The sequence below is a fragment of the Burkholderia sp. BCC1999 genome (assembly GCF_905339975.1).
Taxonomy (GTDB): Bacteria; Pseudomonadota; Gammaproteobacteria; order Burkholderiales; family Burkholderiaceae; genus Burkholderia.
Genome location: NZ_CAJPHP010000039.1, coordinates 20,645 through 35,086 on the forward strand (window position 1 = coordinate 20,645; position 14,442 = coordinate 35,086).

Sequence of the window (14,442 nt, forward strand, 5' to 3'; positions counted from 1 at the left end):
ACATGGCAGGAAATTTCATTCAGGTGACTGACGCCGGGCGTGCCGCATTGGTAGCGCAAGGCAACACGGGGACGAACGAACACCGCGTGACCGAAATTGGTCTTTGCACGGGTGCATTCGTGTTCAAGCCGGACATGCTGGCAATGCCGAACGAGCGCAAGCGCGTGAACACGTTCGGCGGGAAGAACGTCGCGAAGGATACGATCCACGTTACGATTCAGGACACGACGGACGATCAGTATTCGTTGTTCGGCTATGGCTTGTATCTGGAAAATGGCGTGCTCGCGGCGGTGTACGTGCAGAGCACGCCGATCATGGAAAAGTCCCCGGCCGCTTACCTGATGCTGTCGGCTGACATGCAGTTCGTGTCGATCGACGCGGCGAAGCTGGTTTTCGGTGAGTCGTCTTTCTTGAATCCGCCCGCGTCGGAGACGGTGCAGGGCGTTATCGAGATTGCGACACAGGAGGAGGTCAACGAGGGCAAGGACCCGGTGCGTGCGCTGACGCCTAAGACTGCCGCCGCGCGCTATGCACCGCTGGTGCGCCCGCAACTCACCGGGCCGGTGAGCGTCACGTCGACGCCGACGGATCAGGATGCACAGCTTGCGGTCGCGGCGACATCCGGCGCGCTGAATCGCGGCGCGAAGATTCGCTTTCACGGGACGTTTGCGGGCGGGACCTCCGACACCAATGCACGGCTCATCGCTTCGATGCGTGCGGGGTTCGATGCTGGAACGTGGGGGCGCGAATACCTGGACTTCTGGATCAACCGCGCGGCCAATGACTCGAACAGCGACGCGAACCAGATTCGCGCGATGCGGATCACGCACGGCGGCAGGGTCATCGTCGGCAATATGGACGACAACGGCTCAACCGCGCTTCAGGTCGGCGGCACCGGCCTGTACTCGGGGGGCGTAGCCTCGGCCGGACTCGATAGCGGCGGCGCTAACTTCCGGCTGATGAACGGCCGCGATGTGATACTACGAAACGACGGTTCGAATTTCTATCTGCTGCTGTCCGACGGTAGCGGCATCGGCGCGTCGTGGAACAGCCTGCGTCCACTCACGATCGACGCCAAGACGGGCGGCTTGATTCTCGATCAAACCGGCGTTGGTGGCACGAACGTCGGCGGCCAGTTGAACGTCAAGGGCATGGTCAACATCAGCAATGGCGGCATGGAAGGGCGCGCCATCATGGGGCCGAGCGGCGGCTACTTCTTCGGTAGCTCGACGCAAGCCGGGTTCTACCTCCCGTCCACGGGCGCAATGTTTGCGTTCGATTTTGCGAAAAAGAACCTTGTCGTCGGTAACGGCGAAGTGTGGCACGCAGCGAATCTGCCGAGCCCGGCGCAAACGACCGGCATGACCATGTCCGGGCAGATTCTGGCCGCAGAAGGCACCGTGAATAAGCCCGGTATTTCGTTCGTGAATGACGGCGCACCGGATACGGGCTTTTTCCATATCTCGGACGGCGTATTTGCTGTCACGAACAACGGCCGAGAAACCATGCGGTTCCTCGCGGGCGATACCAATCGCGTCATCATTGGCCCGCCAGCCGATGACGGCAGTATGTTACAGATCGGCGGCAACGCGGTTACGCGCGGGTTGCATCGATTCGGCACCGGCAAAACTACCGCGTGGGCTAACACCGGTGTTGATTGGGCCTACTTTCGCTCGAACGGCCACGTGTCCGTCGGCAGCGAAGGGGCGACGGGTGTCCTGCAACTGATCGCGGGCAATTCTGAGATCGCGAAACTCGTGCCGGGCGGTCGGATGACAATCGGCGGGACGGTCGATGACGGCGTGAACGTGGCGCAGGTCGCCGGAAGCATGCGCGCGGCGAACTACTTCATCAACGGTCAGGGCGCGGGTGACTCAGGCTTAGTCGGCATGTTCAAGGGCGCAAACGGCCCGAACATCGGTTTCTATGGCGGTTCCACTATCGGCGCTGGTGCGATGACGTTCAGCGCGGGCGGGACCGAGCGCGCGCGCGTGACCGCAAACGGTAAGTTCGTCGTCGGACAGACCGGTGATGACGGTAGCGACGCGCTGGTTCAGGTAAATGGCCCGGTCAAAGCGAATGGTTCGATCAAAGGGGCGAGCGGGGTTGGCGCTCTCGTCGCGACTAACGGCGGTGGTGCAGGGCAGACTTCGATCGTTCTGCGGCGTGAAGGTGGCACAACCGACCAAAGACAGTGGGAACTGTTGAGCGATGGTGCTGGTGGGTTCGGTATCCGCACCGTGAACGATGCCTACTCGAACTCGCAAAACGCACTGACTATTTCGCGCGGCAGCGGCTATACCGTCGGGAATATGTTCTTGATGCCGAATGGCGGTCGCGTGTTGATTGGTGGCGCAGCCGACGACGGCTCCATTCTCAATGCAGAAGGACTGATTCGCGGGCGTGGCTACGCGGTGGACGGCGGATCGTCGTGGGCGACCATTTATTTCAAAAACGGCGCAAAGACGCGCTTCGCCGTCGGCAAGACGGACACGGAAGATTTTGCAGTGACCGCATGGGCTGACGACGGTGTCGGTCAGAGTCGTGTGCTCGAAATCTCGCGCGGGAATCAGGTCGTGAGCTTCATGAAGCGCCCCTCATTCGCTGGTGCGACGCCGTGGGACAGCATGAACCTCACCCCGCTCGATAGGAACATCGGCGGCACGATGCAAGCCGCGCTATACCTCCAAGCCTTCGGTGGATCGCGGAACGGCTTCGAGAGCGGCAACGGCGACGGCGCAGCGTACGACAAGTACAACTTCGCGATGTTCGGCTGGAACGGCATGGGGATGAAAACCTATGACGGATCAGTGAACGGCTACTACGATTTCCGCGCGGGCAAGTGGGACGTGAAGGGCGGTTTCTACGTGAACGGCGCGCGCGTGTGGGATCAGGGAAATTTCGATCCGAACGCGAAGGTGAACAAGGCCGGCGACACCATGACCGGCGACCTACGCGTGAAGCAGCCGAACAACACGGACGCACGAGGCTTCGTCGCCGCGCGCGCTGACGGCACCGCGCAGGCGTGGTTTCACGCGACGATGAACGGAAACTATTCGGCGTGGGCGACCATGAAACCGGATGGTTCGTGGCAGTCGAACGCAATCGTCGTCTACAACGCAGACAACCGCGTTCAGTTCAACACCGATATCCACGTCACGGCGCTTTCGCGCTTCTACAACCGGCCGACCCTGAATCGCGATGGTTGGCAGGCTGACATCGGCTTGCGCAACAACCGTCCGGGTTTCGACTCATGGACGTACCTGCGCGCACGTGACAACGGCGGTTTCGAGTTCATCAACGGCGCATACAACGCAACGACGCTCGGCGTCGACGATTGGGGGACGGTGTACCTGCGTGGAACGCAGATTCTCAACACCGACGGGAACCTGAATCTGACATGGCGCGGCCGATACCTGAGCGCCGAGATTGACGACATTTGGGGAAACATCAACGCACGAGCCGGTGCCGGTGCGCGCGTGCAATGGGACTCCGGTGTGAACAATTTCGGCACCGTCGATCGACTCGGCGGCGCACTGCCTGCGCCGTGGGTCGTGTGTGGGCTGAGTGGCCCCGGCAACGGCACCGCCAATGCGATCGTGGTGTACGGCGTACTCCTGAGAAACCAATGACGAACAAATTCATGCTCCACGTTGAGCAAGCGGCTTTCATCCTGTCGAAAAAATTCCCGCAGTTGGTGCGCTGCAAGGATTACTGGGTTGCGCACCCTGTCGATGAAAAGTCCTTCGAACAAACGAAATCGGCGTGGGTGCCGATCTGGGAGCCGCGCGACATTCCGCAGCCGACACCCGCAGACCTGTTGAAGTGGTGGCCCGAATTCCAGGCGGAATTCGCGTTGGTCGACGCGGCCGCACGCGTACGCAGCGAGCGCGATGCGTTGCTGTTGAAGGTCGACCCGCTGGTCGAGCGGGCGGCAGATTCCGGCCGCGCTGATCTGGAATCCGCCCTTCGGAAGTACCGCGCCGAGTTGCGCGACATTCCGCAGCAAGCCGGGTTTCCGCTGAGTGTTGTATGGCCGACTGAGCCTGTTTGAGCCGAGCGATCGGCGACGCATTTACTGAACCTTGATTGGAGATTCGAGCAATGACCCTGAAAAAAACCATCACCGTTGAACAGACGGGCGCACCCGCAAGCGTGCATCGCATCGACTCGGTGACGATCAGCTACACGACCAACACCACTTCGGTGCAGATGTCCAGCTTCTACGACGACGCGGCGAAGAAATCGAATCTGGCGCCGCTCGCAAATTCGATGCTCAGTGTGGAGGGCGTTCCGAAAAGCGGCAAAGACCCGAAAGCGTATGTCGAATCCGTGTTGGTCGCTCCGGTGCCGGAAGGCGAGAACGGCGACGCGATGCTGCGCCAGTACGGGACGAACCGCTACGCGTTCGCGGGTGCCGATATCGTCGCCGACTGACGCGCGCGAACCTGAAATGCGGTCCTGATCCGGGCCGCGTCGAACCAATATCAAAGGAGTGAATCAACCATGCCGCAGGACTATCACCACGGCGTAACCGTAGTGGAGGACCGTTCCGGGGTCCGTCCCATCACGACGATTTCGACGGCGATTATCGGCGTCGTCTGCACGGCGTCCGATGCTGACGCTACCGCGTTCCCCATGAACAAGCCCGTGCTCATCACGAACGTGGTTGAGGCGCTCGCCAAGGCAGGGCGCAAGGGTACGCTGTACAAGACGCTCGACGCGATCTCGAAACAGGCGCGCCCGTTCGTCGTCGTCGTGCGTGTCCCGGAAGGGAAGGACGCTGACGAAACGACGTCGAATGTCATCGGCTCGGTGAACCCGGACGGTACGAAAACCGGTATCAAGGCGCTCGAATCGGCACCGGGTGTCGTGCAGGTCAAGCCGCGGATTCTCGCCGCGCCGGGGCTCGATACGCAGCCGGTCGCGAACGCGCTGGCGACGACCGCGCAAATGCTGCGCGGGTTCGCGTACATCGCCGCGCGCGGCGTGGACGGCGAACTGGTCGCGACGAAGGAGGACGCCGTGGCCTACCGCAAGTTGTTCGGTCAACGCGAAGTGATGGTGATCTGGCCGGACTTCATCGCATGGGACGACGTTGCGTCGCAAGCTGCCGTGGTGCCCGCTGTCGCGTATGCCGTCGGCATGCGCGCGAAGATCGATCAGCTCGTCGGCTGGCACAAAACGCTGTCGAACGTCGCTGTGAACGGTGTGCAGGGCATCAGTAAGCCGATTTCGTGGGACTTGCAAAACCCGGCAACGGATGCCGGTTTCCTCAACGAGAATCAGGTGACGACGCTTATCAGCCGTGACGGTTTTCGGTTTTGGGGTTCGCGTACCGCGTCGGCCGACACCGATTTCGAGTTCGAGAACTACACCCGCACCGGGCAAGTGCTCGCGGACACGATCGCCGAAGCGCAGTTTCCGTCGATCGACGGTGCGATGGTGCCGAAGCTGCCGCGCGACATTATCGAAAGCATCAGCGCGAAGCTGCGTTCGATGACGACGAACGGCTACCTGATCGGCGCGTCGGCCAGTTACGACATGGACCGGAACGGCGTCGCCGAACTGCGTGACGGAAAGCTGGTGGTCGATTACGACTACACACCGGTTCCGCCGCTCGAAAACCTCACGCTGCGTCAGACCATCACCGATTCGTATCTGGTCGACTTCGCGTCGCAGGTCAACAGCTAACACGGTGCGCGGCGACGGCCGCGCACGATTGAAGGGAGGAAAAGAACATGGGGATGCCCAGCAAACTGAAACACTTCAACGTGTTTGCGAACGGTACATCGTACCTGCACAAGACGCCTGAACTGACGCTGCCGAAGCTGTCGCGCAAGATGGAGGAATATCGCGGCGGCGGCATGCCGGGGCCGGTTCAGATCGATCTCGGTCAGGAGGCGATTGAGATTGAATGGACGCTCGGCGGCATCGAGCGCGACATGCTGCGCCTGTACGGAAAAGGCACGGCCGACGGTGTGATGCTGCGCTTTGCAGGCGCGTATCAGGACGAAACGTCCGAACAGTGGATGGCCGTCGAAATCGTCGTGCGTGGCCGCGTCAAAGAACTGGACTTCGGCACCGCGAAACCCGGCGACGATACGACGGTGAAGGCGACGATGCCGCTGGCGTATTACAAGCTGTCCATCAACGGGATCACCGAAATCGAAATCGACGTGCTCAACTCGATCCTGAACATCGGCGGTATCGACTCGCTCGCCGACGTGCGCAAAATCATCGGCGTCTAATTTCACTCGGCCCGGCAGATCCGGGCCGCTCAACCCATTCTCGAAGGAACGAACGAAATGAAAGCGAAGGCAACCGACAACACGATCACGCTCGATCAACCGATCCAACGCGGCGACACCGAAATCACGACCGTTACGCTGCGCAAGCCGATGGCTGGCGAACTGCGCGGCGTGTCGCTCACGGAACTGGTGAATCTCGATGTCACCGCACTCCAGAAGGTGATTCCGCGCATCACGACCCCGACGCTGAACGAAATTGATGTGGCACAGCTCGACCCGGCCGACCTGCTGCAAATCGGGGGCGTCATGAGTGGTTTTTTTCTGACGAAGGCTATGCGGGAAAGCATGGATTCCCGCCTGTAATCGAGGACGCGATGGCGGACGTGGCGCTGGTGTTTCACTGGCCGCCGTCCGTCATGGACAGCATGTCCGTTTCTGAACTGATGGATTGGCGCGAGCGCGCGCGCGAACGATACGAAAAGCAATGAACAACGAACTGAAACTGCGTGTCGTTTTCGGCATGGTGGAGAAAATCACCGCGCCGCTGAAGAAGATCATCGGCGGTAGCCGTGCCGCGTCGAAGGAGTTGGGGGCTCTCCAACAGAAGCTGTCGCAACTCCAGAATCAGAAGCGGTCGGTCGATGCGATGAAGTCCCTGCGTGCGGAAATGGGGCGCACCGCAACGAAGCTGAAAGAGGCGCGCGCGGGCGTCGCGGAACTGAGTGCGAAAATCCGGGATACGAAGGAGCCGACGGTACGCATGCAAAATTCATTGCGTCGTGCGTCTGCTGCTGTCGTATCCCTGACGGCGCAGCAGGCGCGCCAGCGTGACCGCCTGGGCGAACTGAATAGCCGGATGCAGCAGGCCGGGCGAGGAACACAGACACTCGCCGAACACGAACGCTCACTACATTCGAGCATCACGCGCACGAACGACGCGCTGTCCGATCAAGGGCGCAAGTTGAAGGCGGTGCAGGCACGCAAAGCCGCGCTCGCCCCGGCGCGTGAACAGTTGCAGAAAACGCAGACGTTCGCGGCCGGGATGGCCGTCGCCGGATACGCGACGCGTACCGTCGGCGGTCGCGTGCTCGGTGGTTTGGGGCACACGCTGAACGAGGCGAAGGAATACGAACAGCAGGTTTCGCAATTCCGCGCGCTCGGCGTTGGTGAAACGAAGCTCGGCGAGGCGACGAAGTTCGCCGACGGTATCGACGTCAAGGGTCTGAGCAAGCTCGACAAGCTCAAGCTGCTGAAAGAGACATACACCATCACGCGGGACATGCACCACGCGGAAGAAATGGCCCCGTTGCTCGCCAAGATGAAAGTCGGCATCGAATCCGTGATGGCCCGGCGCGGCTACGGCGAGGGGCACGGCGAGGTCGCCGAAAACATGCTGATGGACCTCGTTAAGACGACGGAATTGCGCGGGTCGCTCAAGAGCCCGGAGGCATTCAAGCAGGCCGTCGACAACGCGACGAAAGCCTATGTCGCATCGGGTGGCACGGTGAAGCCCGAAGATTTCTTGAACGCGATCAAGACGGGTGGCATTGCCGCGAAGCAGTTGGGCGACAACGCGTTCTATTTCGGCTTGCTGCACACGATGCAGGAAATGGGCGGCTTCCGTGCCGGTACGGGCCTGATGAGCGCCTATACGAACTGGGCGCAGGGGCGCACGACGCAGCAATCGGGTGAAGAACTGGTGAAAGCCGGACTGATCAACAAGAAATCGGTCAAGTACGGGAAAACCGGGCACGTCACAAAGATCCTGCCCGAAGCGCTCAACCAGATCGAGTTATACAAGACCGACCCGTTCGAATACTTGATGAAAGAGGTCATCCCGAAGGTCAACCCGAAAGGAAATCTGACGGACATGCAGGTTGTGTCGAAGATCGGCCATCTGTTTTCGTCGCGCAAGGGTGGCGACTTTTTCGCATCGCTGTTTCTCGAGCGCGCGAACATCATGAAGCACCGCGAAAACGCGCCGAAGGCGTTCGGCGTCGATGCGCTCTACAACGAAGGCACGAACATCGCCTACGGCAAGGAAATGGACGCGCTGGCGAAGCGCGCGACGCTCGAAGCCGAGTTGGGCGAAAAAATCCTGCCGCTGTATAACCGGGGGCTCGAACTGACTTCCAAGCTGCTGTCGCGCGTGACGGAGTTCACGCGCCAGCACGGCGAGGCGACCCGCATTGCGCTCATAGCACTGGCCGCGCTCGGCGTCATTCTTGGCGTGGGCGGAACGCTCATGATCGGGCTTGCGGCGTTGATCGGCCCGCTCGCGATGGTGCGATTCGGCCTGCGGATGCTCGGCGTCGAAGGCAAGGCAGCGGTGGGCGGGATCAACGTCGGCGCGGGCGCGCTCGGGCGGTTCTCGAAGGTCACGAAGGTGTTCAGTTCGACAGGCGGTGCCGCGACCAAAACGGCGTCACGGTTGCGAACGGCGTTGTCTGTTGCGTGGGACGCGTCATCGCCCGGTAACTTCGCGCGTACTGTATCGACTCGTATCCCGGCCGCATTTCGTGCTGCACGTGACGCGTCGAAGAAGTGGAGCGTCGATGCGGTCGCGAGCGTGAAGCGCAGCACGAGCGCGACGCGTGAATACATTGTCGAACTGGGGCGTGCCGCCGCCGCGAAGCGCGCGGCGATCGCATCGCGCGTCGTGGGCGCGGGCCGGTATGTCGCGAGCCGCGGAGTGCGCGGCGTGGCCGGTGATGCCATGCGTGGCGGCATCAGTCTCGTGAAGGGTGGGGCGCGCGGGGCGATCACTGGCGTAGCCGGTGCGCTCGCAGGGCTCGGCCAAACGCTGCTGTTCGTTGGACGGCTGGCGCTTACGAACCCGATCGGGATCGCGATCACGGCGATCGCGCTCGCGGCGCTGCTGGTCATTCGATATTGGGAGCCGATCAAGGCGTTTTTCTCGGGATTCTGGGAGGGCTTGAAAGAAGGGTTAGCCCCGTTGAGCGGCATTTTCTCGGGACTGTTCGCGTCGCTCGGGGAACTGTTCGCGCCGTTGAAGCCGGTGTGGGATTGGCTGCTGGAAAAGGTTCAGGTTGCGTGGGACTGGTTCAAGAAGCTTTTCGGGCCGGTCGATACGACGAAAGAAAGTCTGGACAAGGCGTCGGCGAGCGGGAAGGAGTTCGGCAAGTGGCTGGGCGGGTTGATCGTGACGGCGGCGGAGGCGGCAAAGCAGTTCGTAGACTTCGGCGCGAACATGATGCAAGGCTTGGTCAACGGCATCACGAACGGGATGAAATCGGTCAAGGATGCCATTTCAAACGTTGCGAGTTCGACGGTCGCATGGTTCAAGGAAAAGCTCGGCATTCACAGCCCTAGCCGCGTATTCGGTGAGCTGGGCGGGTTCATCGGGCAGGGGGCCGCGATCGGGATCGACGGCGAGCGGGTGCGTGTTGCATCGTCGGCCGCGCGACTCGCGGGCGTTGCTGCTGTCTCGTTCGGCGCGGCGACTGGCACCGGGTCCGCACTGGCCGGGGCTATGGAGCCGATGCAGAGCCCGGTTCGGGCCGAACAGTATCGACCGCTGATCGATCAGCGCGGGCCGCTCGCTGCGTCGGCCGCGTCGGCCGGGAGCGATCGCCAAGCAGGAGGGGGCGAGCCGAGCGTGCATCACTACACGTTCCACATCACCGCGCCATCAGGCAACGCCGACGATATCGAGGCGGCAGTGCGTCGAGCGCTGCAAGACGCCGAGCGTGAACGCCGGCGACGCGGTGGGTCGAGTCTTTCGGATATCGGGTGAGGGTGAGGCATGTTGGTTTCTCTCGGGCAGTTCGTTTTCAGTACGGAAATCGCGCCGTTCCATCAATTTCAACGTCAGCGGACGTGGAAGCACGCGAGCAATTCGCGCGTCGGCGCGCGCGACAGCACGCAATACGTCGGGCAGGGTGAGGACACGATCAGGATTGAGGGAATGATTGCGACCGGCGAAATCGGCACGCCGCTTTCGCTCGATATTCTCGAAGCGATGGCGAACGTGGGGGACGCGAACGTATTGGTCGATGGCACGGGCCGCATCTACGGTGCGTTCACCGTGGAGTCGCTGAACGAAACACACTCGTACTTCAACTTCCTTGGCGTGGCGCTAAAAATCGAGTTCGAGTTGACGTTGAAGGTCGCGGATAACGAGGCATTGGGCGCGACCGTCGACGGCGGCTCGCAAAACGAAAAAGCGGCGCCAGCGAATGGGAAGGTGGACACCGCGCCAATGTCGGAAGCGCCGCCGTACATCAAGACGGGCAAGGCGAAGCGTGCGAAGAAGGGGAAATAATGTCGACAAGACCGACACGGGAGAAATCGGCGGATGCGGGGCGCATCGTGCCGCAATGCGACTATTGGATCACGCTGGACGGGCGCGACATTTCCCGCAGCATCGCCCCGTATCTGATCTATCTGACGCTGAGTGAATCCCGCGCGGACGAAGCCGATAGACTCGATCTCGTGTTGGACGACACGCACGGCGATCTGGCGATACCCAAGCGCGGCGTCACGATAAAGCTGATGCTCGGGTGGGTCGGTCAACCGTTGGTCGACAAGGGCAGTTTCACGGTCGATGAAGTGGAGTTCCACGGCGCGCCGGATCAGATCACGATCAGCGCGCGGTCGGCGTCCATGACGGGAGCAATGCACGAACGCCGTGATAAAAGTTGGCATGCACAGACCATCAGCGCGATTGTGAAGGCGGTCGCGACGCGCCACAAAATGACGCCGGTTGTCGGTGAAGCGCTCGGCAAAATCAAAATCGATCATATCGACCAAACAGGCGAAAGCGACCTGTCATTTCTGACGCGGCTCGCGAAGCGATACGATGCGGTCATGACCGTGAAGGACGGACGGCTGTTGTTTCTGCCGATCGGTGCGGGCGCGACCGCGAGCGGTAAGCCGTTGCCGACGGTCCAGATCCGGCGATCGAGCGGCGACTCGTACCGCTATCATGTGTCGCAGCGCGAAAGCTATTCGTCCGTTCGTGCGCGCTGGCACTCATCGAAGAAAGGGCGCGCGCAGTCGGTCACGGTCGGCGGCGACAAAGGCAGCAGCGTGAAGCTATTGCCCGAAACCTACGCGACGCAGGCTGAGGCGACAGCCGCCGCAAAAGCGGAGTACACGCGCACGCAGCGCGGGCAGGCAACGTTCGACATTTCGTTGGCACTCGGGCGGGCCGATGTGTACCCGGAAATGCCCGCAACCGCGAAGGGGTTCAAGCCGGACATAGACGAAACGCCGTGGCTCGTGAAGCGCGTAACGTCCCGCCTGGACGGAAATGGCGGATTCACTACGTCGCTTGAAATGGAGATGCGCGACGATCCGACGACGAGTCGACACCGGACGCACTTTCGCAAGGGAGGAAAATAGAAAAAGCCCGCACGAGCGGGCTTTTTCTATTGCAGCGGATCGCGTCAGATGTGGAGAATGCGCACCGCGAGGAACCAGAGAACCCATTGCACGATTACGGCACCGGCAAGGTAGGCCGCTACGGTACGCGCTGGGCGACGACGCGAAAACAGGTAGAAGCCGAGCACCGCGAACAGGATCGGCGGGCCGAACAGGTACACGAACAGTTCGATCGTGGAACCTGCTGTTGCGCGGCACGCGTCGACGCCACCGCCACACGTTCCGGCCGGTGGCGTACACCAGTTCTTGATGACCGTGCATAGGCGAGAATCGACCGCAGACCATGAAATTACACTGACGAGTCCAGCAATCGCGAATCCGATCGTTCCCAAAAGACGCCGCATTATTTGATTTCCCAGAAAAGGATTTGCTTCGAATTCCGAAGGTCCGACCATCCCAGATGCGTGCCGGGCAGAAACTCCTGAAAGCCTATCACCCGGCTAAATGTCGCGATCGCATCAGGGGCGCTGCTCACGGTGAGACGCGACCCGTTCCACAGGTCAATGTGCCCGCCGCTCGCGTTGTCGCTCGATTCACCGTCACGCGACCAGTAGCGCGAAAACTGGATGATACCGGTGCGCCCCTTTACCTTCGATTCCCAATCTGCCCCGGTGATGTTTTCCGCTTTCGGCAGTCCGGCGAAGGGTTGATGTTGCAACCATTCTCCGAGTTCATCCGCGCGCGTCGCGGTCGCCTTGCCGTCGAGCATGATTCGACCGATAGTCGGCGAGCCGGACATGGGCTTAACCGTTTTCTGCGAAAACGACTTCATTTCCACGCCGACACGATGCAAGGTCACGCTCAGGCGGATAGCACACTGATTGTCGTAATCGGGGTTGTTGTATGGATTGCCGGAAGGGTAGGCATCCCAAAGTTCTTGAAACGTGATCGCCTTTACGGGGATCTCTTTCTGGGAGCCCGTCTGTTTGTTCGTGTCGATCTTGGTCGGTTTCGTGTGCGGCATCGATCATTCCCCGTGGTGCTTGGCGATCGCGTCGTCGCCCCAATGAACGGTATAGGAACCCGGATCGTCCCCGGTGTAGACGCGCGGCAATGTCCCGCTCGCGTCGAGACGGCCGAAATGCACGCGGCCGTCGGCCGTTTCGATGTAGTACGGCAAGCCTTCCACCTGATGCTCGGTCGCCTTCACTTGTTCATCGAAAGCGCCTTTCTTGACCGCTGCGACGCCGCCCGTGGCGGTCAGGCTCGATATCACCTTGCCGTGCCCTTCGATCATGTCGTCGCACCATGACTCGCCACAAAGCCCGGCAATGATTTTCGGCGGCTTCGGGCATCCGCACAGCACGATGTCCTGATCGAGCGCCGATTCGCCCGCCATGCTCATGCGATACGGCCCGCCTGATTTCGCGATGACGCCGGTTGCTTTGCAGGCAGCACAGAAGGCCGGGCCGCCGATCAACGCGACCTGATGCCCGTTCATGGTGATGGGTGGTCCACCGTGCGGCAGGACGTTGCCGCCGGTCGACAACGTATCCCCGACGACTGCGATTTTTCGCAACATGATTCAGCCCTTAGAAAATGCGGCTTCGGCGCGCAGCGCGTCAGCCTCTCTCAGTTTTGTTCGGATGATTCGATGAGGATTCTACCAATGCCGATCATCAGGGGGCCGTAACAGCCACGTGTAGCATCGCCCGACCCGGTCGGCTTCGGCCTGTGCTGCGTACCACATGGAAATCAAGACGACGGCACATGGAAACGTCACGGCCGTTCCGGTGCTGTCATTCCACCCGAATTCGCTGTTCCAGTAGCACGAGAAATAGCCGCCCGTCGGCATGGCGATACCGCGTGGTTCGAAGTAAAGGCGCGTGCGAACCATCGCGCGGAAATCAGCGTCGTGTCGCGGTAGTCCGCCGTCGAACGTCATGATCGCGGCGCGCTCATTGAAGAATTCCCACACGTTCGCGTCGTCGTCTTGCTGCATGATCGTCAAACAAATACTGTATGTTTATACAGTATCCGGAACGCGCGAACCGAAGTCAACGAGCGACGAAACGGTGGAGGGCGGGTGATGCGAGGCGTGCAGGCGATAGAAAGCGCGCCGCATGTGCGGCGTCCCCGGAATGGTCATGTTATTTCCCTATTTTCAGTTGCTTGAGCGGTGGCGGATCGCAAATTGTCTTACCTTTGCGATCCGAATCACTTCCGCCTGTACGCTGGTGGTCCGATTCCGGCCCACATCGGGCCGGATCGCCACATGCGCGGTAGTTCGACGGCCAGCAAACGCCAGCGCGCCAGCACGGCGGCAAACGTACCTTCGGACTTCGCGCGGCGAATTTTGTCCACGACGTTCCAGCCGCGAACGTAGAGCGCGAGACTCCGCTTGCTTGACAGGTGATGTGGCGAATGAACGCCGACCCATGCAAGCATTTCGTCGGGGGTTACGTCCGGTGCGGCCGGATCGGGATCGAGTGTGGCAACGACGGGAGTTTCTGCGGTGGTAGAAACACGCCCGATATCCCCGAGCGCTTCGAGCGCGAGCAGGCGCAGCATTTCAATGCGGTGCCAAGGGATCGGGGTGCGCCCAGCAAGGTAGTTGCGTACAGTGCGGGTGCAGCAGCGCAAACGGCGGGCGATTTCGGCGGTCGCTAGACCGTCGATCAGGTCGAGAAACTCCCGCAGCGTGCCGTGGCGTGTTTGGTCGGACACGGGGTATTTTGTAGGGCTGCGGAAAGGCGGCGGTAAACTATCGTAAACCCGCGTTCTTTGCTCAGACGAAACCCGTTTCGCAGCCGATAAATGACATCGGGGAAGTTAGCTTTCTGAC

Annotated in this window: 15 protein-coding genes; 10 read left to right on the forward strand and 5 right to left on the reverse strand. The window is 61.1% G+C overall.

What is annotated here, in order from left to right; translation table 11 throughout:
- Positions 1-2: 2 nt before the first annotated feature.
- The 10 genes from U5809_RS33850 to U5809_RS33895 all read left to right on the forward strand — a co-directional run bounded on the left by U5809_RS33850 (position 3) and on the right by U5809_RS33895 (position 11,618).
- Positions 3-3,632: a phage tail protein gene (locus U5809_RS33850; RefSeq protein ID WP_322089747.1), complete on the forward strand. Its 3,630-nt coding sequence runs from the start codon at positions 3-5 to the stop codon at positions 3,630-3,632.
- Positions 3,629-4,054 carry a tail fiber assembly protein gene (locus U5809_RS33855; RefSeq protein WP_322089748.1) on the forward strand — a complete coding sequence of 142 codons (426 nt, stop codon included), beginning with the start codon at positions 3,629-3,631 and terminating at the stop codon, positions 4,052-4,054. Before U5809_RS33850 ends, U5809_RS33855 begins: the two co-directional genes overlap by 4 nt.
- A gap of 35 nt (positions 4,055-4,089) precedes the next feature.
- On the forward strand, positions 4,090-4,437 hold the full coding sequence (locus tag U5809_RS33860) for a hypothetical protein (RefSeq protein ID WP_322089749.1): 348 nt from the start codon (positions 4,090-4,092) through the stop codon (positions 4,435-4,437).
- Positions 4,438-4,506: 69 nt separating this feature from the next.
- The gene (locus tag U5809_RS33865; RefSeq protein ID WP_322089750.1) at positions 4,507-5,694 is read left to right on the forward strand and encodes a phage tail sheath protein; all 1,188 of its coding nucleotides are present in this window, start codon (positions 4,507-4,509) and stop codon (positions 5,692-5,694) included.
- 47 nt (positions 5,695-5,741) lie between these two features.
- Complete coding sequence (locus U5809_RS33870) at positions 5,742-6,251, forward strand: phage major tail tube protein (protein WP_322089751.1); 510 nt, start codon at positions 5,742-5,744, stop codon at positions 6,249-6,251.
- Positions 6,252-6,308: 57 nt separating this feature from the next.
- The gene (locus U5809_RS33875) at positions 6,309-6,614 is read left to right on the forward strand and encodes a phage tail assembly protein (protein ID WP_059588367.1); all 306 of its coding nucleotides are present in this window, start codon (positions 6,309-6,311) and stop codon (positions 6,612-6,614) included.
- An 11-nt stretch (positions 6,615-6,625) separates the two neighbouring features.
- The gene (locus tag U5809_RS33880; RefSeq protein WP_027808311.1) at positions 6,626-6,739 is read left to right on the forward strand and encodes a GpE family phage tail protein; all 114 of its coding nucleotides are present in this window, start codon (positions 6,626-6,628) and stop codon (positions 6,737-6,739) included.
- The gene (locus U5809_RS33885; protein ID WP_322089752.1) at positions 6,736-10,008 is read left to right on the forward strand and encodes a hypothetical protein; all 3,273 of its coding nucleotides are present in this window, start codon (positions 6,736-6,738) and stop codon (positions 10,006-10,008) included. Before U5809_RS33880 ends, U5809_RS33885 begins: the two co-directional genes overlap by 4 nt.
- Positions 10,009-10,017: 9 nt before the next feature.
- Positions 10,018-10,536, forward strand: coding sequence for a phage tail protein (locus U5809_RS33890; RefSeq protein WP_322089753.1), 519 nt, complete (start codon positions 10,018-10,020; stop codon positions 10,534-10,536).
- The gene (locus tag U5809_RS33895; protein ID WP_322089754.1) at positions 10,536-11,618 is read left to right on the forward strand and encodes a phage late control D family protein; all 1,083 of its coding nucleotides are present in this window, start codon (positions 10,536-10,538) and stop codon (positions 11,616-11,618) included. The genes U5809_RS33890 and U5809_RS33895 overlap by 1 nt, the downstream gene beginning before the upstream one ends.
- 44 nt (positions 11,619-11,662) lie before the next feature.
- On the opposite strand, the gene U5809_RS33900 is transcribed toward U5809_RS33895, so the two are convergent.
- From U5809_RS33900 to U5809_RS33920, 5 genes are all read right to left on the reverse strand, one after another.
- Positions 11,663-11,818, reverse strand: a complete 156-nt coding sequence (locus U5809_RS33900) for a hypothetical protein (RefSeq protein WP_322089755.1) — start codon at positions 11,816-11,818, stop codon at positions 11,663-11,665.
- Positions 11,819-12,000: 182 nt separating this feature from the next.
- Positions 12,001-12,621: a type VI secretion system amidase effector protein Tae4 gene (locus U5809_RS33905; protein WP_322089756.1), complete on the reverse strand. Its 621-nt coding sequence runs from the start codon at positions 12,619-12,621 to the stop codon at positions 12,001-12,003.
- Positions 12,622-12,624: 3 nt separating this feature from the next.
- A complete protein-coding gene (locus U5809_RS33910) occupies positions 12,625-13,179 on the reverse strand; it encodes a PAAR domain-containing protein (protein WP_027808317.1) in 555 nt (184 codons plus the stop codon).
- Positions 13,180-13,260: 81 nt separating this feature from the next.
- Positions 13,261-13,599: a hypothetical protein gene (locus U5809_RS33915; RefSeq protein WP_322089757.1), complete on the reverse strand. Its 339-nt coding sequence runs from the start codon at positions 13,597-13,599 to the stop codon at positions 13,261-13,263.
- 215 nt (positions 13,600-13,814) lie between these two features.
- A complete protein-coding gene (locus tag U5809_RS33920; protein ID WP_322089758.1) occupies positions 13,815-14,324 on the reverse strand; it encodes an IS21 family transposase in 510 nt (169 codons plus the stop codon).
- Positions 14,325-14,442: the final 118 nt, after the last annotated feature.

What these genes read in the sequence shown, in the direction of transcription:
- U5809_RS33875 (WP_059588367.1), top strand. Translation starts at nt 6,309, where the DNA reads ATGAAAGCGAAGGCAACCGACAACACGATCACGCTCGATCAACCGATC.
- U5809_RS33865 (WP_322089750.1), top strand. Translation starts at nt 4,507, where the DNA reads ATGCCGCAGGACTATCACCACGGCGTAACCGTAGTGGAGGACCGTTCC.
- U5809_RS33870 (WP_322089751.1), top strand. Translation starts at nt 5,742, where the DNA reads ATGGGGATGCCCAGCAAACTGAAACACTTCAACGTGTTTGCGAACGGT.
- U5809_RS33895 (WP_322089754.1), top strand. Translation starts at nt 10,536, where the DNA reads ATGTCGACAAGACCGACACGGGAGAAATCGGCGGATGCGGGGCGCATC.
- U5809_RS33890 (WP_322089753.1), top strand. Translation starts at nt 10,018, where the DNA reads ATGTTGGTTTCTCTCGGGCAGTTCGTTTTCAGTACGGAAATCGCGCCG.
- U5809_RS33885 (WP_322089752.1), top strand. Translation starts at nt 6,736, where the DNA reads ATGAACAACGAACTGAAACTGCGTGTCGTTTTCGGCATGGTGGAGAAA.
- U5809_RS33910 (WP_027808317.1), bottom strand. Translation starts at nt 13,179, where the DNA reads ATGTTGCGAAAAATCGCAGTCGTCGGGGATACGTTGTCGACCGGCGGC.
- U5809_RS33905 (WP_322089756.1), bottom strand. Translation starts at nt 12,621, where the DNA reads ATGCCGCACACGAAACCGACCAAGATCGACACGAACAAACAGACGGGC.
- U5809_RS33915 (WP_322089757.1), bottom strand. Translation starts at nt 13,599, where the DNA reads ATGCAGCAAGACGACGACGCGAACGTGTGGGAATTCTTCAATGAGCGC.
- U5809_RS33855 (WP_322089748.1), top strand. Translation starts at nt 3,629, where the DNA reads ATGACGAACAAATTCATGCTCCACGTTGAGCAAGCGGCTTTCATCCTG.
- U5809_RS33880 (WP_027808311.1), top strand. Translation starts at nt 6,626, where the DNA reads ATGGCGGACGTGGCGCTGGTGTTTCACTGGCCGCCGTCCGTCATGGAC.
- U5809_RS33850 (WP_322089747.1), top strand. Translation starts at nt 3, where the DNA reads ATGGCAGGAAATTTCATTCAGGTGACTGACGCCGGGCGTGCCGCATTG.